Below are 25,491 nucleotides of genomic sequence, written 5' to 3' on the forward strand. Positions count from 1 at the left end.
CGTACCGCTCATCACCCGCGAATGCGAGGAATTTCGGCGATCCGGGGCACATCTCTCCAGTAGGGGGAGCGCAACGTCGAACAAGCGTGTAGCTTCCGGGGGCATCCCCGGGGGTGCGCCCGGGGACGTGTGGGTGGGGACGTGTGGGGATCTGGGGGGTTGCTCGATGGGAGTTCGGCTCATGGTGGTCGACGACCACCGATTGCTCGCCGAGGCGCTGGCCTCGGCCCTGAAGCTGCGGGGGCACCGGGTGCTGGCCGCGGCGGCACCGGCCGCGGGGGCGGCGGAGCTGGTGATCACCAGGGCGCCGGAGGTGTGCCTGCTGGGTACGGCGACACCGGCCGAGCCGGGGATGTTCGACCCGGTGGTGAAGATCAAGCGGGAACGCCCGCAGGTGGCGGTGCTGGTCCTGGGCCCGGTGCCCAGTCCGCGGGGGATCGCGGCGGCGTTCGCGGCGGGAGCGTCGGGTTATGTACGGCACGACGAGCGCATCGAGGGAGTGGAACGGGCGATCATGAAGGCGAGGGCGGGGGAGGCCGCGGTGGCCCCGCAACTGCTCCAAGGTGCCTTCAGCGAGCTGCTCAACCCGGCGGCCCAGCCGGACGACGAGGGCCAGCGCCTGCTCCAGATGCTCACCCCGAGGGAGGTGGAGGTCCTGGTCCGCGTAGCCGACGGCGAGGACACCCGCCTGATCGCGGCGGGCATGGGCATCGCTCCGTCAACGGCCCGCACCCATGTGCAGCGGGTCCTGATGAAGCTGGGCGTCGGCTCCCGCCTGGAAGCAGCGGCCCTGGCGGCCCGCACGGGCCTGCTGGACCGGGCGGGACCGCTGCCGCCCTCGTCACCGTCACCGGAGGCCTGAGACGGGGATGCCCGCGTGGGCACCCCCGTGCCGATTACTTCCGCTCGTCCTCGGGCGCCTCCGCCGGCGTCGGCGGCGGCGTGGGCCGCAGCTTCAGCCAGGTCAGGAAGAAGATGCCGAGGAGCAGCATGCCCAGGCCGGTCCAGAGGTTGATGTTGATGCCCTCGGCCTTGTCCAGGGTGGCGTCCGAGGGGTTGATGCCGGCGATCGTGACGATCACGCCGTAGACGACGAAGACGCCGCCGATGATGCGGCGCAGGTCGAAGATGCGGGCCGCGGTGGCGGACTGGGCCTCCAGCTCGGAGACCTCCCGCTGGACGTCCTTCTCGGAGTATCCGTGGTGGTCAGACATGGTCTCTCAATCCTCCCGCGTCAGAACGAGAACGGGATGTAGCAGGCGGCCGCGAGCACGATCGCGCCCCAGCCCAGCAGGGCCGGCTTGCGGTACCAGGCGTCGTCGCCCTCGGCCGGTGCCTCGGACATGCCGGGCGAGCGGGTGCCGTAGACCAGGCCCGCGAGTTCCTCCGCCGGCTTCGGGGCGGTGAACATCGAGACGGCGACCATGACGACCCCGCCGGCCACGAAGCCGACGATCGCCGAGACGAAGTTGGCGCCCTGGTCGGTGGGGATGTCGACGATGCCCTGCTTGTAGATCCAGAAGTAGTTCACCATCGCGGCGAGCGTGCCCGCGAGCAGGCCCCAGAAGCCGGACTTCGCGGACGCCCGCTTCCAGAACATGCCGACGATGAAGACGACGAACATCGGCACGTTGAAGAAGGAGAACAGGGTCTGGAGGTAGCTCATGATGTTCGAGAAGGACGAGGCCAGGAACGCCGTGCCCACCGACGCGCAGACGCCGATCACCGTGATCAGGCGGCCGAAGCCGACGTAGTAGCCGTCCTCGCGGCCCTTGACCACGTACCGCGCCCAGATGTCGTTGGTGAATACCGTGTTGAAGGACGAGACGTTGGCCGCCATGCCCGCCATGAAGGCCGCCAGCAGGCCGGTCACCGCGATGCCCAGCACGCCGTTGGGCAGCAGCTGTTCCATCAGGTACGGGATGGCGTCGTTGTACTGGTAGCCCGACTCCGCCGTGCCGAAGCCCGGGACCAGGGCCGCCGCCGCGAGCCCGGGGATCATCACCAGGAAGACGATGAAGATCTTCGGGAACGCGGCGATCAGCGGGGTGCGCTGGGCCGCGCTGAGGTTCTTCGCCGACAGCGCGCGCTGGACCTCCGCGAAGTTCGTCGTCCAGTAGCCGAAGGACAGCACGAAGCCGAGACCCAGCACGATCGTCAGCCAGTTGGCGCCCAGCGGGTTGTCGCTGCCGATGCCGGTGCCGCCCCAGGCGGTGGTGAAGTCCGCGCCCTGGGACTTGGTGAGCGTGTCGGTCAGGCCGTCCCAGCCGCCCGCCTTCTTCAGGCTCAGCACGACGAGCGGGATGAGCGCCGCGAGGATCACGAAGAACTGCAGCACCTCGTTGTAGATCGCCGACGACAGACCGCCCAGCGTGATGTACGCCAGCACGAAGGCACCGGCGACCACGATCGCCACCCACTGCGGCCAGCCCAGCAGCGCCTCGACCACGATGGCGAGGGCGTACAGGTTCACGCCGGAGATCAGGATGGCGGCGAAAGCGAACAGAGCCGAACTCAGCAGATGCGCCCACTTGTCGAAGCGCAGCAGCAGCATCTCGGGGACCGAACGCACTCTGCTGGTGTAGTAGAAGGGCATCATCACCAGGCCCAGGAACACCATCGCGGGGATGGCGCCGATCCAGTACCAGTGCACGGTGTAGGCGCCGTACTGCGCGCTGTTGGCGGCCATGCCGAGGATCTCGGTGGCGGCGAGGTTGGCGGAGATGAACGCCAGACCGGTGATCCAGGCGGGCAGGGAGCGCCCCGAGAGGAAGAAGTCGAGGCTCGTCTTCACCGAGCGGCGGGCCGCGAAGCCGATGCCCAGGACGACGACGAAGTAGATGCCGAGGATCGTGTAGTCGAGCCAGTTGGTGGGGAGCCGTAGCTCGGCGGCCAGATATGTGGGGGTTTCCATGCGTACTCGCTTCGTTGCGCGAACTGATCCGTAGCGGAACCTACGCCTCCGCGTTCAGTAATTGAACACTTCGGATGGTCGTCTTTGTTGGATTGTGATGTTGACGGTTGAGGGGAGTCGTGTTTCGATGTGTTGAGTTCTGTTTGATGAGTGTGTGGCTCGAATAGGGAGTCCGGCGTGAAGAAGACCTCGACCCGACTGGCCGACGGTCGCGAGCTGATCTACTACGACCTGCGCGACGACGGCGTGCGGGACGCGGTGGACCGGCGGCCGTTGGAGCGCACCGTCACCACCTCCGAGGTCCGGCGCGATCCGCTGCTCGGCGACGCGGTCGCCATCGCCTCGCACCGGCAGGGCCGCACCTACCACCCGCCGGCCGACGAGTGCCCGCTGTGCCCCTCGCAGGGCGACCGGCTCAGCGAGATCCCGGACTCCTCCTACGACGTCGTGGTGTTCGAGAACCGTTTCCCCTCGCTGGCCGGTGACTCCGGCCGCTGCGAGGTGGTCTGCTTCACCTCCGACCACAACGCCTCCTTCGCCGAACTCACCGAGGAGCAGGCGCGTCTCGTGCTGGACGCCTGGACCGACCGCACCTCGGAGCTGTCCCATCTGCCCTCCGTCGAGCAGGTGTTCTGCTTCGAGAACCGTGGCGCCGAGATCGGGGTGACCCTCGGGCATCCGCACGGGCAGATCTACGCCTACCCCTTCACCACCCCACGCACCGCGCTGATGCTGCGCCAGGTCGCCCAGCACAAGGAGGCCACCGGCGGCCAGAACCTCTTCGACGCCGTCCTGGAGCGTGAACTCGCCGACGAGCGCGTAGTCCTCGCGAGTGAACACTGGGTCGCCTTCGTGCCCTACACCGCGCACTGGCCGTACGAGGTCCACCTGTACCCGCGCCGCCGGGTGCCGGATCTGCTGGGGCTCGACGAGGACGCGCGCTCAGAATTCCCCCAGGTTTATCTGGAACTCTTGAAGCGCTTCGACCGGATCTTCGGTGAGGCGGAGCCTGTGACGCCCTACATCGCCGCCTGGCACCAGGCGCCGTTCGGCGCGCTGGAGGAGTTCGACGGTGTCGTCCGCGACGACTTCGCGCTGCACCTCGAGCTTTTCACCATCCGCCGCACCTCCGGCAAGCTGAAGTTTCTCGCGGGTTCCGAGTCCGGCATGAGCGTGTTCATCAACGACGTGCCGCCGGAGCGCGCGGCCGAGCGACTGCGAGAGGTAGCGAGTTCATGAAGTACCTGGTCACCGGTGGCGCGGGTTACGTCGGCAGTGTGGTCGCCCAGCATCTGCTGGAGGCGGGCCACGAGGTCACCGTGCTCGACGACCTCTCCACCGGTTTCCGCGAGGGCGTGCCCGCGGGCGCCGTCTTCGTCGAGGGCGACATCCGCGACGCCGGCAAGTGGCTGGACCCCTCCTACGAGGCCGTGCTGCACTTCGCGGCCTCCTCCCAGGTCGGCGAGTCGGTCGTACGGCCGGAGAAGTACTGGGAGAACAACGTCGGCGGCAGCATGGCCCTGCTCGGTGCCATGCGCGAGGCGGGCGTGCGCAAGCTGGTCTTCTCCTCCACGGCGGCCACCTACGGCGAGCCGGCGCAGGTCCCGATCACCGAGACCGCGGCGACCGAGCCGACCAACCCGTACGGCGCCTCGAAGCTCGCCGTCGACCACATGATCACCAGTGAGGCGGTCGCCCACGGCCTGGCCGCGGTGTCGCTGCGCTACTTCAACGTGGCGGGCGCCTACGGCGAGTTCGGCGAGCGCCACGACCCCGAGTCGCACCTGATCCCGCTGGTCCTCCAGGTGGCACAGGGCCGCCGGGACGCCATCTCGGTCTTCGGCGACGACTATCCGACGCCGGACGGCACCTGCGTGCGGGACTACATCCACGTCGCGGACCTGGCCGACGCCCACCTGCTCGCCGTCCGGGCCGCCCGGCCCGGCGAGCACCTGATCTGCAACCTCGGCAACGGCAACGGCTTCTCGGTGCGCGAGGTCATCGAGACGGTCCGCAAGGTGACGGGGCACCCGATCCCCGAGATCGTGGCCCCGCGCCGGGGCGGCGACCCGGCGGTCCTGGTGGCGTCCGCCGCCACCGCCCGGGAGAAGCTGGGCTGGAACCCGTCGCGCGCCGACCTCGCGGGGATCGTCGCGGACGCCTGGGAGTTCGCGCAGAAGATCACAAGGGAGCAGTAGTGGGGCAGCAGGTGCGGGACCGTTTCGTCGAGCTCTACGGAACCGGCCCGGAAGGAGTCTGGTCGGCGCCCGGCCGCGTCAACCTCATCGGTGAGCACACCGACTACAACGACGGCTTCGTGATGCCCTTCGCGCTGCCGCACACGGCCGTCGCGGCCGTCTCCCGGCGCACGGACGGCGTCCTGCGCCTGCACTCGGCGGACATCGACGGCGGAGTGGTGGAGCTGCGCCTGGCCGACCTCGCGCCGGAGAGCGACCGGAACTGGACGGCGTACCCGGCCGGGGTCGTCTGGGCCCTGCGCGAGGCCGGGCACCCGGTCACCGGCGCGGACGTCCACCTCGCCTCGACGGTCCCGGCGGGCGCGGGCCTGTCCTCCTCGGCGGCCCTGGAGGTCGTGATCGCCCTGGCGCTCAACGACCTGTACGACCTCGGGCTCCCGCGGTGGCAGCTGGCCCGGCTGTGCCAGCGCGCCGAGAACGTCTACGTCGGCGCCCCCACCGGGATCATGGACCAGACGGCCTCGGCCTGCTGCGAGGAGGGACACGCGCTGTTCCTCGACACCCGGGACCTCGCCCAGAAGCAGATCCCCTTCGACCTGGCGGCCGAGGGCATGCGCCTGCTCGTGGTCGACACCCGCGTCAAGCACGCCCACAACGAGGGCGAGTACGGCAAGCGCCGCGCGGGCTGCGAGAAGGGTGCGGCACTGCTCGGCGTCGACGCGCTCAGGGACGTGCCGTACGACGGGCTGGACGCGGCGCTGGAACGCCTCGGCGACGAGGAGGAGATCGTCCGCCTGGTCCGGCACATCGTGACGGAGAACCAGCGGGTGGAGCGCGTCGTGTCGCTGCTGGAGTCCGGCGACACCCGTGCGATCGGGCCGGTGCTGGTGGCGGGCCACGCCTCGCTGCGCGACGACTTCCGGATCTCCTGCCCCGAGCTGGACCTGGTCGTCGACACCGCCCTCGCGGCCGGCGCCCTGGGCGCCCGGATGACCGGCGGCGGCTTCGGCGGCTCGGCGATCGTGCTGGCCGAGGCGGCGGACGTGGACACCATCACCAAGGCGGTCCAGGAGGCGTTCGCGGCAGCCGCCTTCACGGCCCCGCGCGTCTTCGAGGCGGTGCCCGCGGCGGGCGCCCGCCGCCTCAGCCCAGCCGCTTGACCAGCGTGAACTCCGTGATCCCCGGCGGATAGTCGGGGATCACGCACACCACCTCGTACCCCAGCCGCCGGTAGAACTCCGGCGCCTGGAAGTCCCAGGTCTCCAGGCGTACGGCGGCACAGCCCCGCTCCTCGCGCGCCAGCCGCTCCGCCTCGGCGAGCAGCCGCGAACCGAGCCCCGCCCCGCGATGCCGTGCGTCGACCCAGAGGTACGTCACATGGAGCCAGGTCGCCCAGGTGTGCCCGACGAGGCCGCCGGCCAGGCCGCCCTCGCTGTCCAGCATCCAGATGTGGAGCGGCAGTTCACGCTCACCGGGGGTTCCGCGCAGCGCGTTGATGACCGGGGAGGCCGCGGTGTTGGTCTCCCGCAGCCGGGCGCGAAGAAGATCGCGCCGCTCTTTGTCGACTTCTGTCACCATTCGGAACATGCGGCTCACCATAAACGTGTGAACGGGCCAGTTCTGCAAATTGCCTTCCGCTCCCGGCCCCCGCCCGTACTCTGATGAACAGCGCCGGTGGGGGCCGGTGCTGATCAGGGGGCGAGACAGTCGGGTACGACGCCCGCGATGGGGGTAACAGTTTCTGCACGGCGGCGGCCGTGCGGCTCTGCGACCACCCCTGGGTGTCGTACCCGCGCCGGTCTTCGTACTCCGGACCAGTGGGGGTATCAGTGGTTCGCATCCGAGTCCTGGTCGTCGACGACCACCGTATCTTCGCCGAGTCGCTCGCCGCCGCCCTGGCCGCCGAGCCCGACGTCGACGTCTCCGCCGCGGGCAGCGGTCCGGCCGCGCTGCGCAGCCTGGAGCGCGCCGCCGCCGAGGGGCGCCGGTACGACGTCCTGCTCGTCGACGCCGATCTGGGGGGCGTGGCACCGGGCATACGGCCCGCCGTGCCGGTCCAGGAGGTGGGGGAGGACGGTCTGGTCGACGGCATCTCCCTGGTCGCCGGGGTGCGGACCGCGCAGCCCGGTGTGCGGATCGTGGTGCTCGCCGAGAAGGACGACCCGCGGCGGGCGGCGCTGGCGCTCCAGGCCGGGGCGTCGGGGTGGGTGGCCAAGGACTGCTCGCTGTCCCGGCTGCTGACCGTCATCCGCGGGGTGCTGCGCGAGGAGACGCATCTTCCGCCGGCCCTGCTCACCGGCGTGCTGCGCGAGTTGACGGCCGCGCGCAAGCACCGCACCGAGAGCGAGCGGCTGGTGGAGTCGCTGACCCCGCGCGAGCGGGAGGTCCTGCGGTGCATGGTGGCGGGCCTGGGGCGCAAGGCGGTCGCCGAGCGCCTGTACCTGTCCCCGCACACCGTCCGCACCCACATGCAGAACGTCCTGGGCAAACTGGGCGTCCACAGCACTCTGGCCGCGGTCGCGCTCGCCCGCCGCGCGGGGGTGGGCCCGGTGGACCTGACGGCGGATGTGGTGGCACGGGGCGGTCAACTGGCGTGACGGGCCGGAGCGCGGGGCTGTGACGATGTGCGCCTCCGCCGCCCCGACGCGCCCGGCCATGGCAGCGGCACACCGCGTCGCGGAGCCTCTGACCGGGGATGTGGTGGGCGCGGGTTGTGGTGGGTGGGGTGTGGCCGCGCGGGCGCGGGCAGCTATGGCGGCCGCGCTGTATCGCGGCTGTTGCCGAGGAGCGTCCGGCCGGGGATGTGGTGGGTTCGGGGCGCGGCTGGCGGAGTGCGGTTCGGCCGCGCACTGCCACGGCGGCCCCACATTGTGCGCGGCTCTTCCAGCGGAGCGTCTAGCCCGGGATGTTGTCGAACGGGGCCGTCAACTGGCGCAGCAGCCCCGCCAGTTCACCTCGCTGGGCTCGGGAGAGCTCCGCCAGGATCGCGCGCTCCTGGTCCAGCAGGCCGGCCAGGGCCTGGTCCGCCCGGTCGCGGCCCTCGTCGGTGAGCCGGACCAGTACGCCCCGGCGGTCGCTGGGGTCGGGGAGCCGCTCCACCAGGCCCTTCTTCGCCAGCCGGTCGATGCGGTTGGTCATCGTGCCGGAGGTCACCAGGGTCTGCGTCAGCAACTGGCCGGGGGAGAGCTGATACGGCGTGCCCGCGCGCCTGAGCGCGGTGAGCACATCGAACTCCCACGGCTCCAGGCTGTGCTCGGCGAAGGCCAGCCGGCGCGCCCGGTCCAGGTGCCGGGCCAGCCTGCTGACACGGCTGAGCACTTCCAGCGGTTCCACGTCGAGGTCCGGGCGCTCCCGACGCCACGCCGCGACCAGCCGATCGACCTCGTCCTCCATGACGATCAGTGTAGTGGTTGTGTCGACGTGAAGTCTCTTGACGTCAAGATACCTCCGGTGCAGGCTGGAGTACGACAGACAGGAGGCCCCGCCATGTCCGCTGCCGCCGCCCCTACCTGGGACCCCGCGCAGTACCTGCGTCACGCCGGCCACCGCGCCCGCCCCTTCGCCGATCTGCTCGCCCAGGTCACCGACCTGCCCGGCGACGCCCCCCGCATCGCCGACCTCGGGTGCGGACCGGGCAACGTCACCGCCGTCCTCACCGAGCGCTGGCCCACCGCCCGCGTCACCGGCTACGACAACTCCCCGGAGATGCTCGCCCACGCCCGGGCCCACGCAGGCCCCCGCCTCGACTTCGCCCACGCCGACATCCGGACCTGGACGCCCACGGAGCCGTACGACCTCATCGTCAGCAATGCCGCTCTGCAGTGGATCCCCGGCCACGCGGACCGCTTCGGCGACTGGATCGACGCACTCGCGCCCGGTGGCACCTTCGCCTTCCAGGTCCCCGGGAACTTCGACTCCCCGAGCCACCGTCTGATGCGTGAGCTGGCCGACCGGCACGGCCTGGACGGCACCCTGCGCCACGGTGACGCGGTGCTCACGCCCGCGGCCTACCTGGAGCGGCTGACCGCCCTCGGCTGCACGGTCGACGCCTGGGAGACGACGTACATTCCTCTCCTGTCCGGCGAGGACCCGGTCCTGGACTGGGTGAAGGGCACCGGTCTCAGGCCCGTGCTGACGGCTCTCGCCGATGATCCCGAGGCCACGGAGGCGCTCCTCGCCGAGTACCGGGCGGCCCTGCGCGCGGCCTATCCGGCGGGGCCGCACGGCACGCTGTTCCCGTTCCGCCGGATCTTCGCCGTGGCCCGCAAGGAGGTCCGATGATCACCGCCCTCTGTGTCACCGAGATCGAGACCTAGGGCGCCCCGCTCCGGGCGCACGGCGCCGCTAGGCCTTGCGGCGGCCTATCAGGTGGGGCTTGGCCTCCAGGCCGTCCAGGCCGTGCCAGGCCAGGTTCACCAGATGGGCCGCCACCTCCGCCTTCTTCGGGCGGCGCACATCCAGCCACCACTGGCCGGTCAGGGCGACCATGCCGACCAGGGCCTGGGCGTAGAGGGGGGCCAGTTTGGGGTCGAAGCCCCGGCTCTTGAACTCCCGGCCGAGGATGTCCTCCACCTGGGTGGCGATGTCCGAGATCAGGGAGGCGAAGGAGCCCGTGGACTGGGGGATGGGGGAGTCGCGGACCAGGATGCGGAAGCCGTCCGTGTACTCCTCGATGTAGTCCAGGAGGGCGAACGCCGCCTGTTCGCACAGTTCCCTGGGGTGGCCCGCCGTCAGGGAACTGGTGACCATGTCCAGCAGGCGGCGCATCTCACGGTCCACCACCACCGCGTACAGGCCCTCCTTGCCGCCGAAGTGCTCGTACACCACCGGCTTGGAGACCCCGGCCTTCGCCGCGATCTCCTCCACCGACGTGGCCTCGAAGCCCTTCTCGGCGAAGAGGGTGCGACCGATCTCCAGCAGTTGCTGGCGACGCTCCGCACCGGTCATCCGGGTACGGCGCGCGCGCCGCGGCTTCTCGTTGCTCGGGGTATTGCTGGAGTCGGTCGCCACAGCGTCAATCATGCCGCCTTGGCGGCATCCGCCCCCCGCCGGGAGCCGTCATCCGCGGCGTTCCGGCGGGAATCGATACGCGAGCGTGACGGCCAGCGGACGTCGTACGCCCAGCCCGCCTGCTCGAACCAGCGGATGAGCCGCGCGGAGGAGTCCACCTGCCCGCGCATCACTCCGTGCCGCGCCGAGGTCGGGTCGGCGTGGTGCAGGTTGTGCCAGGACTCGCCGCAGGACAGGACCGCCAGCCACCACACGTTGCCCGAGCGGTCCCGCGACTTGAAGGGCCGCTTGCCGACCGCGTGGCAGATGGAGTTGATCGACCAGGTCACGTGGTGCAGCAGCGCCACCCGGACCAGCGAGCCCCAGAAGAAGCCCGTGAACGCGCCCCACCAGGACATCGTCACCAGGCCGCCGATCAGGGCGGGCAGGGCCAGCGACAGGATCGTCCAGTAGAGGAAGTGCCGGGAGATCGTGCGGATCGCCCGGTCCTTGATCAGGTCGGGGGCGTACTTCTCCTGCGGGGTGCGCTCCTCGTCGAACATCCAGCCGATGTGCGCCCACCACAGGCCCTTCATCAGCGCCGGAAGGGTCTCCCCGTAGCGCCACGGGGAGTGCGGGTCGCCCTCCGCGTCGGAGAACTTGTGGTGCTTGCGGTGGTCGGCGACCCAGCGGACCAGCGGGCCCTCGACCGCCATCGAGCCGGCGATGGCGAGCGCGATGCGCAGCGGGCGCTTGGCCTTGAAGGAGCCGTGGGTGAAGTAGCGGTGGTAACCGATCGTCACACCGTGGCAGGCGAAGTAGTAGAAGAAGATCAGCAGACCGAGGTCGAGCCAGCTCACACCCCAGCCCCAGGCCAGCGGCACCGCGGCGGCCAGTGCCAGGAACGGGACGACGATGAAGAGGAGCAGCGCGAACTGTTCGAGCGACCCCTTCTTCTCGCCGCCCAGCGTGGCGGGGGGTACGGGGGTGTCGTCGTTCGCCTGCGGGGCGTCTTCGATCACATCGGAGCTCGTGGACATGGGCGTCCCCTGTGGGGTCGTGGGTGGTGAGGCTGATGCCGGGTGGTTCCGGGAACCGTTCCCTGGTTCCGTTACAACGGTCCTTACGGTTCCGTAACCTACGGCGTCGTAAGTATGGCAGCGCGTCGCCCGGCGGCAAGAGCCCGAGAGTCTGCGCGTCCGCACGGCCACCTATCCTTGGAGTCGGTCGGACAGCGCGGTCCGCTCTGAATTTTTCCCGGATCTCCGTCCCGGATGCGGCAGCCGCCGCGCGGGACATGCTGACGGGTTCCCTCCCGGACGAGCTTCAACACTGCAAGGAGCCGCATCTGTGAGCAGTGCCGACGACCTGACTACGAGCACCACGTCGACCAGCACCGAGCTGCGCGCCGACATCAGGCGGCTGGGCGATCTCCTGGGCGAGACTCTCGTCCGGCAGGAGGGTCCGGAACTTCTCGAGCTGGTCGAGAGGGTCCGCCGACTCACCCGCGAGGACGGCGAGGCCGCGGCGGAGCTGCTGCGCGGCACCGAACTGGACACCGCGGCCAAGCTGGTCCGCGCCTTCTCCACCTACTTCCACCTCGCCAACGTCACCGAGCAGGTGCACCGCGGCCGGGAGCTGCGCGCCAAGCGCGCCGCCGAGGGCGGTCTGCTGGCCCGCACGGCCGACCGGCTGAAGGACGCCGACCCCGAGCACCTGCGGGCGACGGTGAAGAACCTCAACGTCCGCCCGGTCTTCACCGCCCACCCCACCGAGGCCGCGCGCCGCTCGGTGCTGAACAAGCTCCGGCGCATCGCCGCCCTGCTGGAGACCCCGGTCATCGAGTCCGACCGCCGCCGCTACGACACCCGTCTGGCGGAGAACATCGACCTCATCTGGCAGACCGACGAGCTGCGCGTCGTCCGCCCCGAGCCGTCCGACGAGGCCCGCAACGCCATCTACTACCTCGACGAGCTGCACGCCGGCGCCGTCGGGGACGTCCTGGAGGACCTCACCGCCGAGCTGGAGCGGGTCGGGGTCAAGCTGCCCGACGAGACCCGGCCGCTCACCTTCGGCACCTGGATCGGCGGCGACCGCGACGGCAACCCCAACGTCACCCCCCAGGTCACCTGGGACGTGCTGATCCTCCAGCACGAGCACGGCATCAACGACGCCCTGGAGATGATCGACGAGCTGCGCGGCTTCCTGTCGAACTCCATCCGCTACTCGGGCGCCACCCAGGAGCTGCTGGAGTCGCTGAACGAGGACCTGGAGCGCCTGCCGGAGATCAGCCCCCGCTACAAGCGGCTGAACGCCGAGGAGCCCTACCGGCTCAAGGCCACCTGCATCCGGCAGAAGCTGGAGAACACCAAGCAGCGCCTCGCCAAGGGCATCCCGCACGAGCCGGGCCGCGACTACCTGGGCACCAGCGAGCTGCTGACCGACCTGGTGCTGATCCAGACCTCGCTGCGCGAGCACCGCGGGGGACTGTTCGCCGACGGCCGGATGAACCGCACGATCCGCACGCTGTCCGCGTTCGGCCTGCAGCTCGCCACGATGGACGTCCGCGAGCACGCCGACGCCCACCACCACGCCCTCGGCCAGCTCTTCGACCGGCTCGGCGAGGAGTCCTGGCGGTACGCGGACATGCCGCGCGACTACCGGGGCAAGCTGCTCGCCAAGGAGCTCAGGTCCCGGCGGCCGCTGGCCCCCTCACCGGCGCCGGTGGACGCGGCCGGGGAGAAGACGCTCGGGGTCTTCCAGACCGTCAGACGGGCGCTGGAGGTCTTCGGGCCCGAGGTCATCGAGTCGTACATCATCTCGATGTGCCAGGGTGCCGACGACGTCTTCGCCGCCGCCGTGCTGGCCCGGGAGGCCGGGCTGATCGATCTGCACGCCGGCTGGGCGAAGATCGGCATCGTGCCGCTGCTGGAGACGACGGACGAGCTCAAGGCCGCCGACACGATCCTGGAGGACATGCTCTCCGACCCGTCCTACCGGCGTCTGGTGGCGCTGCGGGGCGACGTTCAGGAGGTCATGCTCGGCTACTCCGACTCCTCCAAGTTCGGCGGCATCACCACCTCGCAGTGGGAGATCCACCGGGCGCAGCGGCGGCTGCGTGACGTGGCGCACCGCTACGGCGTACGGCTGCGGCTCTTCCACGGCCGCGGCGGCACCGTCGGCCGCGGTGGCGGCCCCTCGCACGACGCGATCCTCGCCCAGCCCTGGGGCACCCTGGAGGGCGAGATCAAGGTGACCGAGCAGGGCGAGGTCATCTCCGACAAGTACCTGGTGCCGTCGCTGGCCCGGGAGAACCTGGAGCTGACGGTCGCGGCCACGCTCCAGGCGTCCGCCCTGCACACCGCCCCCCGCCAGTCCGACGAGGCCCTGGCCCGCTGGGACGCGGCGATGGACGTGGTGAGCGACGCGGCCCACGCCGCCTACCGCCGCCTGGTGGAGGACCCGGACCTGCCGACGTACTTCCTCGCGTCGACGCCGGTGGACCAGCTCGCCGACCTGCACCTCGGCTCGCGGCCCTCCCGCCGCCCCGGCTCGGGTGTCTCCCTCGACGGACTGCGCGCCATTCCGTGGGTGTTCGGCTGGACCCAGTCCCGGCAGATCGTCCCCGGCTGGTTCGGCGTCGGCAGCGGACTGAAGGCGCTGCGCGAGGCGGGCCTGGGCACCGTGCTCGACGAGATGCACGAGCAGTGGCACTTCTTCCGCAACTTCGTCTCCAACGTGGAGATGACGCTCGCGAAGACGGACCTGCGCATCGCCCAGCACTACGTCGACACCCTCGTCCCCGACGAGCTCAAGCACGTGTTCGAGACCATCAAGGCCGAGCACGAGCTGACCGTGCGCGAGGTGCTGAAGGTGACGGGCGAGGCGGAGCTGCTGGACGCGACCCCGGTGCTGAAGCAGACCTTCTCGATCCGGGACGCCTATCTGGACCCGATCTCCTACCTCCAGGTCGCCCTGCTCAAGCGCCAGCGCGACGCGGCGGCCGCCGGGGAGCAGGCGGATCCGCTGCTGTCCCGGGCGCTGCTGCTGACGGTGAACGGCGTGGCGGCGGGGCTGCGCAACACCGGCTGACGGTTCCTCGCACAACGGCGGTGCCCCCGAGCCTCGTACCGGCTCGGGGGCACCGCTGTGTTCTGGGGAGGGGCGGGTCAGGCCGAGCGGCGGCGGTGGAGGAGGTAGCCGCCCGCGGCGAGCAGGGTGGCCGCGATGCCGGTCAGCAGGCCGACCGGGGCGCCGTTACCGGTCTCGGCGAGGTCGCCCTCGGGGCCGCTGCCGCCGCCCTGGGGGGAGGGGGCGGCCGACGACTCGGCGCCGGAGGTGGGAGTGGCGGTGGGGGTGGCGCTCGTGTCCGGGGACGGGATGCCGGACTGCCCGGGCTTGCCGGGTTCCCTGGTCTCCTCGGACTCCTCGGACTCTTCGCAGTCCGTCCAGAAGACCTTGTGCTTGGCGGACCCCTTCTCGCCCTCGAAGGTCCAGAACAGCTTGTAGTGGCCGTCGGGCAGCGTCATGTCGTCGCTGCGGCCGTGGCCCTCGCTGTCCAGGGTGAGCTCGCCGGACTTCACGGTCTCGCCCTTGACGCCGGCCGTCGGAGCCCAGGACTCGATGTGCCAGCCGACCTGCTGGCCGCCGTCGAAGCCGAAGGCGTCGAGGTAGAAGGAGCAGACGCGGGGCTCGTTGTGGCGCAGCTCCTCGTCGGTGGTGGCGTCGTGGATCTTCACGGTGCCGTTGTCCCCGGGCGGGGTGGCATGGGCAGCGGGGGCGAGGAACAGGGCCGCCGAGGCGACGGCGGACAGGGCGCCGGCGCGGGTGAGGGTACGCATGGGCAGTCCAGCTTCGTGAGGGGGAACGGGCGGAAGTGGAGGGGGCGGCTCAGCTTCCGGCCGGCCCCGACTCCAGGTCAATCACGAAGGGAGAACACTCGGTTTCTTCACAGGGTTACTGCTCAGACGGCGAGAAAGGCCGCCGTGAGCAAGGCGGTTCCGGTGCCCGCCAGGGCCCAGGCGGCCCGGGTGCGGCGCAGTCCGCCCGCCACCACGACCGAGGCCAGCAGCAGTGCGCCGCCCAACGGGACCCAGGCGTAGAGGATGCCGGACGGGCCGGAGCGGACCACGTCGTCGGAGCCCGGTTTGATGATGACCGTGTAGGTGCTGCCCTTGCGGACGGCGGCCGTGTGCTCGATGACGACGCGGTCGCGGGGCTGCGAGCCCTGGGAGAGGGGGGTGTACGGGCCGGTGCAGGTGTCCTCGGCGCAGCGGGTCACCTCGACGGTGCCGCGCTCGCGCCCCTTGGTGAGCATCACGTGCTGGGCGGTCCCCCACGACGCCCAGACGCCCGCGATCAGGATCAGCGCCGCGACCGTACCCATGGCCGCGACGCGTCCGAACCGCAGTGCGGTGACGGCGCCCTGGCTGGACATGACGGCGGTAGGCATGGCCGTGATCTTTGGCCATTGCCTTGCTGAAAGTCAATGTCGCTCTTGCCGGGAACTCCAGCGGGAGAGCGATGAGCAGAGAAATCGGCGCTACGAGTTGTACGTCCCCTGCGCCCGCTCCAGCCCCTCGATGACCAGGCTCTCCACCGCGTCCGCCGCCCGGTCCACGAAGTAGTCCAGCTCCTTGCGCTCAGCGGCGGAGAAGTCCTTCAGCACGTAGTCGGCGACCGGCATCCGCCCCGGCGGCCGGCCGATCCCGAACCGCACCCGGTGATAGTCGGCGCCCATCACCTTCGTCATCGACTTCAGACCGTTGTGCCCGTTGTCCCCGCCGCCGAACTTCAGCCGCAGGGTGCCGTAGTCGATGTCCAGCTCGTCGTGGACGGCCACGATGTTGGCGACCGGCACCTTGTAGAAGTCCCTGAGCGCGTTCACCGGCCCGCCGGAGAGGTTCATGAACGACATCGGCTTCACCAGGATCACCCGGCGGCTCAGCGGCCCCGGCGGCCCGATCCGCCCCTCCACGACCTGCGCCTGCGCCTTCCCGGCCCGCTTGAACCTCCCCCCGATCCGCTCGGCCAGCAGATCCGCCACCATGAACCCGACGTTGTGCCGGTTCATCGCGTACTCGGGCCCGGGGTTGCCGAGACCGGCGACGATCCAAGGGGCGCTCGGGTCGGAAGTCACGTCCATGTCTCCTTGATACGCCACAGCCGCCGCTTCCGGGGAAACGGCGGCTGTCGGCCTGCTGCGGTCAGTGAACAGGTCAGGCTCAGGCCTGGGCGGTCTCGTCGCCCTCGGCGGCCTCGCCCTCCGGGGCCTCCTCCGCCTGCGCGGCCAGGACCTGGATGACGACCGCGTCCTCGTCGACGGCGAGCTTCACACCGCTCGGCAGGGCGATGTCCTTGGCGAGGATGGAGTCACCGGCCGACAGGCCCTCGATGGACACCGTGACCGACTCGGGGATGTGCGTGGCCTCGGCCTCGACCGGCAGCGCGTTGAGCACGTGCTCCAGCAGGTTGCCACCGGCGGCCAGCTCGCCCTCGGTGTGCACGAAGATCTCGACGTTGACCTTCTCGCCACGCTGCACGAGCTGCAGGTCGACGTGCTCCAGGAAGCCCTTGATCGGGTCACGCTGCACGGACTTCGGGATCGCCAGCTCGTTGGTCTTGCCGTCGATGTCCAGGGCGATCAGGACGTTCGGCGTACGCAGCGCGAGCAGCAGCTCGTGGCCCGGCAGGGTCAGGTGCAGCGGGTCGGAACCGTGGCCGTACAGCACACCGGGAACCTTGCTGTCACGGCGGATGCGGCGGGCGGCACCCTTGCCGAACTCGCTGCGCGTGACGGCGGAGATCTTCACCTCGGACATAACGATCACTCCTCGTATGGGTGAGAAACGGACAGGGTCACCCGGCCACGAACGGCCTGCTACGAAGAGCGCGTCGATAACGGATCACCGAACCCCCATGAGTGCACCTCACGGAGAACGGCCTCCCTCGCCGAGCAACCTGAGCAGTCTACTCGGCAGGGGAGGCCGTACGAAATCGATCTAGCGGCTCACTGCTCGTCGAACAGGCTCGTGACCGAACCGTCCTCGAACACCTCACGCACCGCGCTCGCGATCGTCGGCGCGATCGACAGCACCGTGATCTTGTCGAGGTCGCCGGCCAGCTCACCCGGCGTCGGCAGCGTGTTGGTGAACACGAACTCGCTCACCCGGGAGTTCTTCAGCCGGTCCGCCGCCGGACCCGACAGCACACCGTGCGTCGCCGTCACGATGACGTCCTCGGCACCGTGCGCGAACAGCGCGTCGGCCGCGGCGCAGATCGTGCCACCCGTGTCGATCATGTCGTCGACCAGGACGCACACCCGGCCCTTGACCTCACCCACCACCTCGTGGACGGTCACCTGGTTCGCCACGTCCTTGTCACGCCGCTTGTGCACGATCGCCAGCGGCGCGCCCAGACGGTCGCACCAGCGGTCGGCGACCCGCACCCGGCCGGCGTCCGGCGAGACCACCGTCAGCTTGGCGCGGTCGACCTTGCGGCCCACGTAGTCCGCCAGCAGCGGCAGCGCGAACAGATGATCCACCGGACCGTCGAAGAACCCCTGGATCTGGTCCGTGTGCAGATCGACCGTGAGGATCCGGTGGGCACCCGCCGTCTTCATCAGGTCCGCGATCAGACGCGCCGAAATGGGTTCACGGCCGCGGTGCTTCTTGTCCTGACGGGCGTAACCGTAGAACGGCACGATGACCGTGATGGAGCGGGCCGACGCACGCTTCAGCGCGTCGATCATGATCAGCTGCTCCATGATCCACTGGTTGATCGGAGCCGTGTGGCTCTGGATCACGAAGCAGTCCGCACCACGCGCCGACTCCTGATAGCGCACATAGATCTCGCCGTTGGCGAAGTCGAAGGCCTTCGTCGGGACGACCCCGACACCCAGCTGTTGGGCGACCTCCTCGGCAAGCTCGGGGTGGGCGCGGCCGGAGAAGAACATCATCTTCTTCTCGCCGGTCGTCTTGATCCCGGTCACAGCACTGTCTCCTCAGAGGTGTCTCAGCTGGGTGTCGAGAGGCCGCACCAGCCCGTCCCGACTGGGTGCGAGCGGCCGTCTCAGCTGGTTAGGTGCGGATGTGCACTTATCACGGTACGCCGTCCCCGACGTGCCTGTTTCCAGTCAGCTTTCGTCTTCCGGCCGCCCGGACGCCGCCTCGGCCGCCTTCGCCGCCGCGCTCCCAGGACGCTTACGGGCCACCCAGCCCTCGATATTCCGCTGCTGACCACGGGCCACGGCCAGCGAACCGGGCGGTACGTCCTTGGTGATCACGGACCCGGCGGCGGTGTACGCCCCGTCCCCGATCGTGACGGGTGCCACAAACATGTTGTCCGAACCGGTCCGGCAGTGCGACCCGATCGTCGTGTGGTGCTTGTCCTGCCCGTCGTAGTTCACGAAGACACTGGCGGCACCGATGTTCGTGTGGTCCCCGATCGTCGCGTCACCGACGTACGACAGATGCGGGACCTTCGTCCCCTCACCGATCGAGGCGTTCTTCGTCTCGACGTACGTGCCGATCTTGCCCTTCGCACCCAGCCGGGTCCCCGGCCGCAGATAGGCGTACGGCCCCACCGTCGCCTCCGCGCCCACCTCGGCCCGATCCGCCACCGTGGCCTCGACCCGCGCCCCGGCACCGACCCGGGTGTCGGTCAGCCGGCAGTTCGGGCCCACCTCCGCGCCCTCACCGAGATGCGTGGCGCCCAGCAGCTGGGTGCCCGGGTGCACCACGGCGTCCTGCTCGAAGCTCACCGTGACATCGACCCAGGTGGTCGCCGGATCGACGACCGTCACACCGGCCAGCATCGCGTCCGTGAGGAGCCGGTCGTTGAGGATCCGCCGCGCCTCGGCGAGCTGCACGCGGTTGTTGATACCGGCGATCTCGCGGTGATCCCCCGCGACCGAAGCCCCCACCCGGTGGCCCGCCTCCCGCAGGATCCCCAGGACGTCCGTCAGGTACTCCTCGCCCTGGCTGTTGTCCGTACGGACCTTGCCCAGCGCGTCCGCGAGCAACTGCCCGTCGAAGGCGAACACCCCGGAGTTGATCTCCCGGATCGCCCGCTGGGACGCGTCGGCGTCCTTGTGCTCGACGATCGCGGTGACGGCACCCGAGGCGCCGTCCCGCACGATCCGGCCGTACCCGGTCGCGTCCGGCACCTCGGCCGTCAGCACGGTCACGGCGTTGCCGTCGGCGGAGTGGGTGGCGGCCAGGGCCTGGAGGGTGGCGCCGGTCAGCAGCGGGGTGTCGCCGCAGACGACGACCACGGTCCCGTCGACGGCGCCGCCCAGCTCCTCGAGGGCCATCCGTACGGCGTGCCCGGTGCCGTTCTGCTGCGCCTGCACGGCCGTACGCACCTCGGCGTCCACCTCGGCGAGGTGCGCGGTGACCTTCTCGCGGGCGTGGCCGACGACCACGACGAGGTTCTCGGGCTGCAACTCACGCGCGGCGGCCAGCACATGACCCACGAGGCTGCGGCCGCAGATCTCGTGCAGGACCTTGGGTGTGGCCGACTTCATACGGGTGCCCTCACCCGCTGCGAGAACGACGACGGCTGCCGGGCGAATGGCGCTCACGGGGTTGCCCTTCGGCTTTTGGGATGGGGAGGGGTGACATCCGCAGGATACCGGGGCGTTTCGCGGGGGTTATGGGAGCGGGTCCTGACTGGCACTGTTTGGCCGTCAGGACCCGAACCGAGCAGTTGCTCCCCCGCCAGGACTCGAACCTGAAATACATCATCCAAAGTGACGTGTGTTGCCGATTACACCACGGGGGAATGTACCCGGCTAATCGGGCATATCGCCGATCTGCTGGGTGGCTCCCAACACTATGCCGTACCAAGAGCCTTCGATGCGACGGTACAACTCGGCACTTTGCCGGACGGTGAGCACCAGGCAGCCGCGATACTCATCGCCCGTGTTCTTGCGGACGGTCTTCGGGTTGTGCCGCTTCAGGGTTGTCTTGGCGAAGGCGCTGCGGTCGACCCGAGCGATGTCCGCCCAGTACGTCTCGGCTGCCTCGACGTCGGCGGACTCGTGGATCATCACGCGGTAGCCGATGCGCTCTCTGTCGACTTCGAGCAGGTCTAGCCAGGCAAGGAACAGGCGGATCATGCCGGGGTCGCTGTTGACGAAAGCCACCCGCTCCCGCCGGGCATGCGGCTTGTCCTTGGTGCCCTCGGCCCAGTACAGACCAACGCCCAAGATGAAGAGTTCCCGCTTGGACAGCTTGCCGATCTCCGCTGCGGCCGCAGCCTTGACGTGCTGCCGTTGCTCGTCGCGCACGGCGAGTTCGTGCTCCCAGCGCTTCTGCGCCGCCAGCTTCGCCTGATCCGCCGGATCGCGTCGCTCCGGCTTCGGCAGGTCGCGTACCCACAGGGAGATCGAGCTCTTCGAGCAGCCCAGCTCCACCTGGATCTGGTCGTACGTCCAGCCCTGGAGTCGTAGCTCGCGTGCTTTGTACCTGAGGTCGTCCTTCGCGTTCGGGCGCTTCGTCCATTGCGGAGGTGGCTCGCCCTCCAGGAGCCGGTTGAGGAGGTCGTTGTTGTCGATGTGGAGTTCGTCGCGGATCCGGCGTCGGCTGAGTCCCGCTCGGCGCAAGGCCGTCGCCCGCTCTCGCAGCGCTTCGAAGTCGGTGTATTTGGTCGGTGGATGTGCCATAGGCATACCGTCCGGACGGAATGATCGGTTCCATGGTCGAACGGTGAGCGATTCAGTAGTTCGAGGTATTTCGGGTTGTTTCGCCTCCCGTCGGTCCGGTCCTGTGGTGTAGGCCAGTCCCGGAAACTCACCGGAAAAGGCCCGCCCCCCGCCCGTAGGCTGGAGTCATGACCACGACGGGGGAAGAGCACACCGGGGCCCTGGCCGGGCCGTGGTGGTGGGCGAGGTGGCGCAGTGCCGCGCTGGACATAGGTCTGGCCGCGGTGTCCGCGCTGGAGTGCGGGGCGAAAGGGTTCGGCTTCGCGGCGGACGCGGGGATCCCGGCGTTCGTGGGTGTGCTGTTCGGGGTGCTGGCCGGTTCGGTGCTGGTGGTGCGGCGGCGGTGGCCGATCGCGGTCGTGCTGGTCTCGATCGCCGTCATGCCCGCCCAGATGGGCTTCTTGATGATCGTCGTCGGCCTGTACACCCTGGCCGCCTCCGAACTGCCCCGCCGGATCATCGGCGCGCTGGCCGGCATGTCCCAGGTGGGCATGCTGATCGTGACGTTCGTGTGGCTGCGCCAAGGCGTGGACCAGGGCGATCTTCAGTTCGGGGACTGGTTCGTGCCGTTCGGCGCGATCACCACCTCGCTGGGGATGACCGCGCCCCCGCTGCTGCTCGGGCTGTACGTGGGCGCGCGCCGGCGGCTGATGGAGTCGCTGCGGGAGCGGGCGGACAGTCTGGAGCGGGAGCTGCAACTGCTTGCGGAGCGCGCGGAGGAGCGGGCCGAGTGGGCGCGGGGTGAGGAGCGCACCCGGATCGCGCGGGAGATGCACGACGTGGTCGCGCACCGGGTGAGCCTGATGGTCGTGCATGCGGCGGCGCTCCAGGCGGTCGCCCGCAAGGATCCGGAGAAGGCGGTCAAGAATGCCGCCCTGGTCGGTGACATGGGCCGGCAGGCGCTGACCGAGCTGCGCGAGATGCTCGGGGTGCTGCGTGCCACCGACGGTCTCGCGGGGCGGCGTCCGGTGGTGCCGCTGGCGGCGGTCGGCGCGGCGGCCGCGGCGGCGGCTTCCCGGGCCGCGCAGGACGAGGGGGGTTCGGCCGAGGGGCCGTGTCTGTCGGAGCTGGACGAGTTGATCGGGCAGTCCGCGGCGGCGGGCATGGTGGTCGACCTGTCGGTCGAGGGTGACGCCCGGGGTTATCCGCCCGAGGTGGAGCAGACGGCGTACCGCGTGGTGCAGGAGGCGCTGACCAACGTGCACAAGCACGCGGCGGGTGCGAAGACGCACGTACGGCTGGCTCATCGGGTCGCCGAGATCGCGATGCAGGTGGAGAACGAGCCCCCGCCGGAGGCGTCGTCGGCGTCCTCGGCGCGGTTGCCGTCGGGCGGCAACGGCCTGGTGGGGATGAAGGAGCGGGTGGCCGCGCTGGGCGGGGTGTTCGTGTCGGGGCCGACGGATGCCGGGGGGTTCCGGGTGTCGGCGGTGATCCCGGCGGCGTGAGGGCGGCGTGCGGGTGGCTCAGGGTGCGGTGAGCCGTACCGGTTCGGTGCCCGCGACGAGGGTGCTGAGCGCCAGGTCGATGTCGGGGCCGAGGTACCAGTCGCCGGTGTGGTCGAGGGTGTAGACGCGGCCCTCGGCGTCGATGGCGAGCAGGGCGTCGGTGTCGGTTTCCGCGCCGAGGGGGCAGACCTCGGTGTCGAGGGCGCGGCCGAGGTCGCCGAGGGTGCGGGCCATGTGCAGGCCGTGCAGCGGGTCGAGGTGGACGCTGGCGGGGGCGACCTGGCGGCCCGGTCCGGGCGGGGTGATGTGCAGTCCGCCGAACTCCGCCCAGGCCTCCACCGCGGCGGGGAAGACGGTGTGCCGGTGGCCCGCGGGGGAGGCGTGGTCGCGCAGGGCGTCGGCCCAGATCTCGGCCTGCTTGATGTCCCAGCGTCCGGGCTGCCAGCCGGCGGCGCGCAGGGCGGCGTCGACGGGCACGGGGAAGCGGGTGGTGGAGGTGCGGTCCGGGTGCATCTGCCCTCTATCGTGCGGGGGTGAAGGACGGGCGTCGGTCGTCAGTCGCCGGCCGGGTCGACGATCCGGACGCCGAAGTGGGCGCTGAGGGCGGTGCAGGCGCGGCAGGGCGCGGCGAAGCTGCCGTGCAGGGGGTCGCCGTCCTCGCGGATGCGGCGAGCGGTGAGCTTGGCCTGCTTGAGGGCCTTGCGGGCCTCGCCGTTGGTCATCGGTTTGCGGGCGGCACGTTTGCTGCGGGCGGCGTCGGCGGCGGCGATGTGCCGGGAGATCAGGATCGTCTCGGCGCAGCGGCCGGTGAAGCGGTCGCGTTGGGCGCTGGTCAGGGTGTCGAGGAAGTCCTGGACCAGTGGGTGCAGCGCGGGTGGCTGGTCGCCGCGGGCGGCGGTGCCGGTGAGGGTGGCGCCGCGGACCGAGAGGGCGGCGGCGACGGTGGGGAGTATGCCGTCACGGCGGTGGCGCAGGGTGGGGGCGTGCCGGGCCTCGGTGGCGCTCCAGCCGACCCGGGGGTCGCCGGACGGGCTCGTTCTCGGGCCCCCGTGTGGTCCTGTCTGCGTCGCGTTCATGATCGCCATCCCCTCCCGTGCATCCCCCCGGACGACACAGAGTGCCAAATGGCGTGGCTGGTGCGGAAGCTGGGGCGCCGCGACACGCCCGGGTTTGGGCAGGCTGTCACGGCGGGGTGACGGCTGGTCACGGAAGCGGAGGGGCCCTGACCGGTGCCCGGTGACCCGTGTCGTCGTACCGCATAGGCTGTCGGCACCGCGATCCATGCGGTTGACGCGTGGAGACAGTCGATACGGGGCGTAGTGGCCGAGGAGGGTCAGTGCGTGCCGTACCAGAACGCCGCAGGGGGCAACCGCCATGACGACAGGTCGGCTCGGGCTGGGGGCGCCTCCCGGCCGCCAGGCCGGGGGACACGCCGCGCCGCCGAACGCGGCCTACGCCGGGCAGGTCGTGCATTTCCCGGATCCGGTCCGGGCTGCCCGTCACCCGCGTGGGGTGCGGATCGACGAGCACGGCTATCCCGACTTCTCGCCCTACGCGCGGGCGGCCGCGGAGATCGCGGATCCGCCGGAGGGGTTCGGCGTCGACGAACTGCGCCTGACGGACTACGTGTCGGCGAACGCGGCGCTGGCGGCCTCCGGTCATGAGCTGTGGGACACGGTGCCGTCGGTGGCGACGCCGCACGGCTGGACGTGGCACCACGCGGCGGCCTCGCGGCGGCTCGAGCTGGTTCCGGTCGAGGTCAAGGCGCTGCTGCGGCATCACGGCGGGATCGCCACGGCGGCGGTGGACCAGGACAAGCGGGGCACCCGGCCGCTCCAGGAGACGCGTCCGGCGCACATCGGTCTGCCCAAGTCGGGGGTGGCGGTGAGCGAGGCGCAGGTGCTGGGTGTCGAGGAGGACCTCGGGTACCGGCTGCCGGGCGCGTACCGGTCGTTCCTGAAGGCGGCGGGCGGTTGCGCGCCGGTGGGGACCGCGCTGGACGCGGAGTTGGGCCTGCTGATCGACCAGCCCTTCTTCACGGTGCGCGAGGAGGCGGCGGTCAATGATCTCGTCTACGTCAACAAGTGCCTGCGGGACCATCTGACCAAGGATTATCTGGGCGTCGGTTTCGTCCAGGGCGGTCTGCTGGCGGTGAAGGTCAAGGGCGAGCGGAACGGTTCGGTCTGGTTCTGCGCGTACGACGACGCGCGGGACGTCGATCCGGCGTGGTCGCCGGCGGAACGGGTGGAGCGGCTGCTGCTGCCCTGCGGTGACGACTTCGACGTCTTCCTCTCCCGGCTGGCGGGTTCTCCGCCCGAGCTGGAGACGGTGGCCAATCTGATGGTCGACGGCGGTTTCGCCCGTTCCGTGCCGGTGTCTACTTCCGGGTCTGGGGAGTGAGTTTCGCGATGGTGACGTTCGCTCAGGCGCAGGAGCGCGCGGAGGAGTGGGTCAACGGTGATGTGCCCGCGTACCAGCACCGGGAGGTGCGGGTGCGGGAGTTCGAGCTGGGTTTCGTCGTCTGGGCCGAGGACCGCCCGGACGGGCCGCGCTCGGACGGCGGGGCGCAGCGGCTGGTCATCGCCCGGGACAGCGGCGAGGCGAGCCTGTGGCCCGCGCTGCCGGTGGGCGAGGTGATCCGCCGCTACGAGGAGGAGTACGGCCGCCCGGACGAGGCACCGGAACCGGCGCCGGCGGCTTCGGCGCGGGTGGATCTGAACCAGACGTCGTTCCTGCTGACTCCTCCGGAGTGGTTGCAGGAGGCGGCGGATCAGCTGGGGATTCCCGGCCGCCGGGGTGGGGACACCTCGGGCGGGGGGTCGGCCGGGGCTGGTGTGGGTGCCGGTGCGTCGGCGGGGCCTGATGAGGGGTCCGGTGGGTCGGTTGGGTCCGGTGCTGGTGCTGGTGCGGGCGCCGGGTCCGGTGCCGGGGTCGGTGCTGGTGGTGGGGTTTTGCCGGAGACGCAGGCCGGGGCGCCGGGGGCGGGTTCGGCTTGGCCGGATGCCGGGGTGGCCGATGCGCCGGGCGGGTCCGGTGCGGGCGCCGGGTCCGGGTCCGGTGCCGGGGCTGGTGCTGGTGGTGGGGTTTTGCCGGAGACGCAGGCCGGGGCGCCGGGGGCCGGTGCGGGTTGGCCGGATGCCGGGGCGGCCGATGCGCCGGGCGGGTCTGGTGCGGGCGCCGGGGCCGGGTCCGGTGCCGGGGCTGGTGCTGGTGGTGGGGTTTTGCCGGAGACGCAGGCCG

Annotated in this window: 24 protein-coding genes, 1 tRNA gene and 1 pseudogene; 10 read left to right on the forward strand and 16 right to left on the reverse strand. The window is 70.6% G+C overall.

Translation table 11 applies throughout. The annotated features are described in order from the left end of the window. Window positions 1-166: 166 nt before the first annotated feature. Window positions 167-862: a helix-turn-helix transcriptional regulator gene (locus ACWD11_RS15920; protein ID WP_250077532.1), complete on the forward strand. Its 696-nt coding sequence runs from the start codon at window positions 167-169 to the stop codon at window positions 860-862. Window positions 863-896: 34 nt separating this feature from the next. Here the strand turns inward: ACWD11_RS15920 and ACWD11_RS15925 are convergent, their stop codons facing one another. Next, window positions 897-1,214 carry a hypothetical protein gene (locus ACWD11_RS15925; RefSeq protein ID WP_451283511.1) on the reverse strand — a complete coding sequence of 106 codons (318 nt, stop codon included), beginning with the start codon at window positions 1,212-1,214 and terminating at the stop codon, window positions 897-899. A 20-nt stretch (window positions 1,215-1,234) separates the two neighbouring features. Then, window positions 1,235-2,914, reverse strand: a complete 1,680-nt coding sequence (locus ACWD11_RS15930; RefSeq protein WP_389418307.1) for a sodium:solute symporter family protein — start codon at window positions 2,912-2,914, stop codon at window positions 1,235-1,237. 177 nt (window positions 2,915-3,091) lie between these two features. On the opposite strand from ACWD11_RS15930, the gene galT reads away from it, so the two are divergent. From galT to galK, 3 genes are read left to right on the forward strand one after another with little or no spacing between them, the layout of a single operon-like run. Further along, complete coding sequence (gene galT, locus ACWD11_RS15935; RefSeq protein ID WP_389418308.1) at window positions 3,092-4,153, forward strand: galactose-1-phosphate uridylyltransferase; 1,062 nt, start codon at window positions 3,092-3,094, stop codon at window positions 4,151-4,153. Beyond that, window positions 4,150-5,112 (forward strand): UDP-glucose 4-epimerase GalE, encoded by a 963-nt coding sequence (galE, locus tag ACWD11_RS15940; protein WP_389418309.1) that lies wholly within the window; start codon window positions 4,150-4,152, stop codon window positions 5,110-5,112. The genes galT and galE overlap by 4 nt, the downstream gene beginning before the upstream one ends. Next, the gene (galK, locus tag ACWD11_RS15945; RefSeq protein WP_451283513.1) at window positions 5,112-6,272 is read left to right on the forward strand and encodes a galactokinase; all 1,161 of its coding nucleotides are present in this window, start codon (window positions 5,112-5,114) and stop codon (window positions 6,270-6,272) included. Before galE ends, galK begins: the two co-directional genes overlap by 1 nt. On the opposite strand, the gene ACWD11_RS15950 is transcribed toward galK, so the two are convergent. After that, window positions 6,256-6,711 (reverse strand): GNAT family N-acetyltransferase, encoded by a 456-nt coding sequence (locus tag ACWD11_RS15950; RefSeq protein ID WP_389418311.1) that lies wholly within the window; start codon window positions 6,709-6,711, stop codon window positions 6,256-6,258. The two genes, galK and ACWD11_RS15950, sit on opposite strands and share 17 nt — an antisense overlap. A gap of 230 nt (window positions 6,712-6,941) precedes the next feature. On the opposite strand from ACWD11_RS15950, the gene ACWD11_RS15955 reads away from it, so the two are divergent. After that, on the forward strand, window positions 6,942-7,709 hold the full coding sequence (locus tag ACWD11_RS15955; protein ID WP_389418312.1) for a LuxR C-terminal-related transcriptional regulator: 768 nt from the start codon (window positions 6,942-6,944) through the stop codon (window positions 7,707-7,709). A 298-nt stretch (window positions 7,710-8,007) separates the two neighbouring features. Here ACWD11_RS15955 and tamR read toward each other — a convergent pair whose 3' ends face one another. Further along, window positions 8,008-8,505 carry a MarR family transcriptional regulator TamR gene (tamR, locus tag ACWD11_RS15960; RefSeq protein WP_030941878.1) on the reverse strand — a complete coding sequence of 166 codons (498 nt, stop codon included), beginning with the start codon at window positions 8,503-8,505 and terminating at the stop codon, window positions 8,008-8,010. Between the two features lie 93 nt (window positions 8,506-8,598). On the opposite strand from tamR, the gene ACWD11_RS15965 reads away from it, so the two are divergent. Further along, complete coding sequence (locus ACWD11_RS15965; RefSeq protein ID WP_451283515.1) at window positions 8,599-9,393, forward strand: trans-aconitate 2-methyltransferase; 795 nt, start codon at window positions 8,599-8,601, stop codon at window positions 9,391-9,393. Window positions 9,394-9,456: 63 nt separating this feature from the next. On the opposite strand, the gene ACWD11_RS15970 is transcribed toward ACWD11_RS15965, so the two are convergent. Further along, window positions 9,457-10,134, reverse strand: coding sequence for a TetR family transcriptional regulator (locus ACWD11_RS15970; RefSeq protein ID WP_389418314.1), 678 nt, complete (start codon window positions 10,132-10,134; stop codon window positions 9,457-9,459). Further along, window positions 10,131-11,141 (reverse strand): acyl-CoA desaturase, encoded by a 1,011-nt coding sequence (locus tag ACWD11_RS15975; protein WP_451283518.1) that lies wholly within the window; start codon window positions 11,139-11,141, stop codon window positions 10,131-10,133. Before ACWD11_RS15975 ends, ACWD11_RS15970 begins: the two co-directional genes overlap by 4 nt. 310 nt (window positions 11,142-11,451) lie before the next feature. Here ACWD11_RS15975 and ppc point away from each other — a divergent pair, with 310 nt between their 5' ends. Further along, a complete protein-coding gene (gene ppc, locus ACWD11_RS15980) occupies window positions 11,452-14,193 on the forward strand; it encodes a phosphoenolpyruvate carboxylase (protein WP_451283520.1) in 2,742 nt (913 codons plus the stop codon). Window positions 14,194-14,270: 77 nt separating this feature from the next. On the opposite strand, the gene ACWD11_RS15985 is transcribed toward ppc, so the two are convergent. From ACWD11_RS15985 to ACWD11_RS16020, 8 genes are all read right to left on the reverse strand, one after another. Further along, entirely contained in the window at window positions 14,271-14,942 is a 672-nt protein-coding gene (locus tag ACWD11_RS15985; protein WP_389418317.1) for an LPXTG cell wall anchor domain-containing protein, read from the reverse strand. Window positions 14,943-15,064: 122 nt separating this feature from the next. Then, complete coding sequence (locus ACWD11_RS15990; RefSeq protein WP_389418318.1) at window positions 15,065-15,553, reverse strand: hypothetical protein; 489 nt, start codon at window positions 15,551-15,553, stop codon at window positions 15,065-15,067. Between the two features lie 90 nt (window positions 15,554-15,643). Beyond that, window positions 15,644-16,246, reverse strand: coding sequence for an aminoacyl-tRNA hydrolase (pth, locus tag ACWD11_RS15995; protein WP_389418319.1), 603 nt, complete (start codon window positions 16,244-16,246; stop codon window positions 15,644-15,646). Between the two features lie 79 nt (window positions 16,247-16,325). Next, the gene (locus ACWD11_RS16000; protein ID WP_389418320.1) at window positions 16,326-16,922 is read right to left on the reverse strand and encodes a 50S ribosomal protein L25/general stress protein Ctc; all 597 of its coding nucleotides are present in this window, start codon (window positions 16,920-16,922) and stop codon (window positions 16,326-16,328) included. Between the two features lie 188 nt (window positions 16,923-17,110). Further along, entirely contained in the window at window positions 17,111-18,091 is a 981-nt protein-coding gene (locus ACWD11_RS16005; RefSeq protein WP_389418321.1) for a ribose-phosphate diphosphokinase, read from the reverse strand. A gap of 144 nt (window positions 18,092-18,235) precedes the next feature. Continuing rightward, complete coding sequence (gene glmU, locus ACWD11_RS16010; protein ID WP_389418322.1) at window positions 18,236-19,684, reverse strand: bifunctional UDP-N-acetylglucosamine diphosphorylase/glucosamine-1-phosphate N-acetyltransferase GlmU; 1,449 nt, start codon at window positions 19,682-19,684, stop codon at window positions 18,236-18,238. A 128-nt stretch (window positions 19,685-19,812) separates the two neighbouring features. Beyond that, window positions 19,813-19,884 (reverse strand) — tRNA-Gln (locus tag ACWD11_RS16015). Window positions 19,885-19,894: 10 nt separating this feature from the next. After that, the gene (locus tag ACWD11_RS16020) at window positions 19,895-20,767 is read right to left on the reverse strand and encodes a hypothetical protein (protein WP_451283524.1); all 873 of its coding nucleotides are present in this window, start codon (window positions 20,765-20,767) and stop codon (window positions 19,895-19,897) included. A 167-nt stretch (window positions 20,768-20,934) separates the two neighbouring features. Between ACWD11_RS16020 and ACWD11_RS16025 the strand changes: the two genes are divergently transcribed. Continuing rightward, the gene (locus tag ACWD11_RS16025; protein ID WP_389418324.1) at window positions 20,935-22,251 is read left to right on the forward strand and encodes a sensor histidine kinase; all 1,317 of its coding nucleotides are present in this window, start codon (window positions 20,935-20,937) and stop codon (window positions 22,249-22,251) included. Between the two features lie 18 nt (window positions 22,252-22,269). Here ACWD11_RS16025 and ACWD11_RS16030 read toward each other — a convergent pair whose 3' ends face one another. Then, window positions 22,270-22,764: an SUKH-3 domain-containing protein gene (locus tag ACWD11_RS16030; protein ID WP_389418325.1), complete on the reverse strand. Its 495-nt coding sequence runs from the start codon at window positions 22,762-22,764 to the stop codon at window positions 22,270-22,272. Window positions 22,765-22,805: 41 nt separating this feature from the next. Continuing rightward, the gene (locus ACWD11_RS16035) at window positions 22,806-23,336 is read right to left on the reverse strand and encodes a YwqJ-related putative deaminase (protein WP_451283526.1); all 531 of its coding nucleotides are present in this window, start codon (window positions 23,334-23,336) and stop codon (window positions 22,806-22,808) included. A 289-nt stretch (window positions 23,337-23,625) separates the two neighbouring features. On the opposite strand from ACWD11_RS16035, the gene ACWD11_RS16040 reads away from it, so the two are divergent. Both ACWD11_RS16040 and ACWD11_RS16045 read left to right on the forward strand, forming a co-directional pair. Then, window positions 23,626-24,651, forward strand: coding sequence for an SMI1/KNR4 family protein (locus tag ACWD11_RS16040; RefSeq protein WP_451283528.1), 1,026 nt, complete (start codon window positions 23,626-23,628; stop codon window positions 24,649-24,651). Between the two features lie 8 nt (window positions 24,652-24,659). Continuing rightward, a pseudogene (locus tag ACWD11_RS16045) lies at window positions 24,660-25,491 on the forward strand (SUKH-4 family immunity protein); the annotation flags it as partial.

It is taken from the genome of Streptomyces sp. NPDC002776, assembly GCF_053592195.1.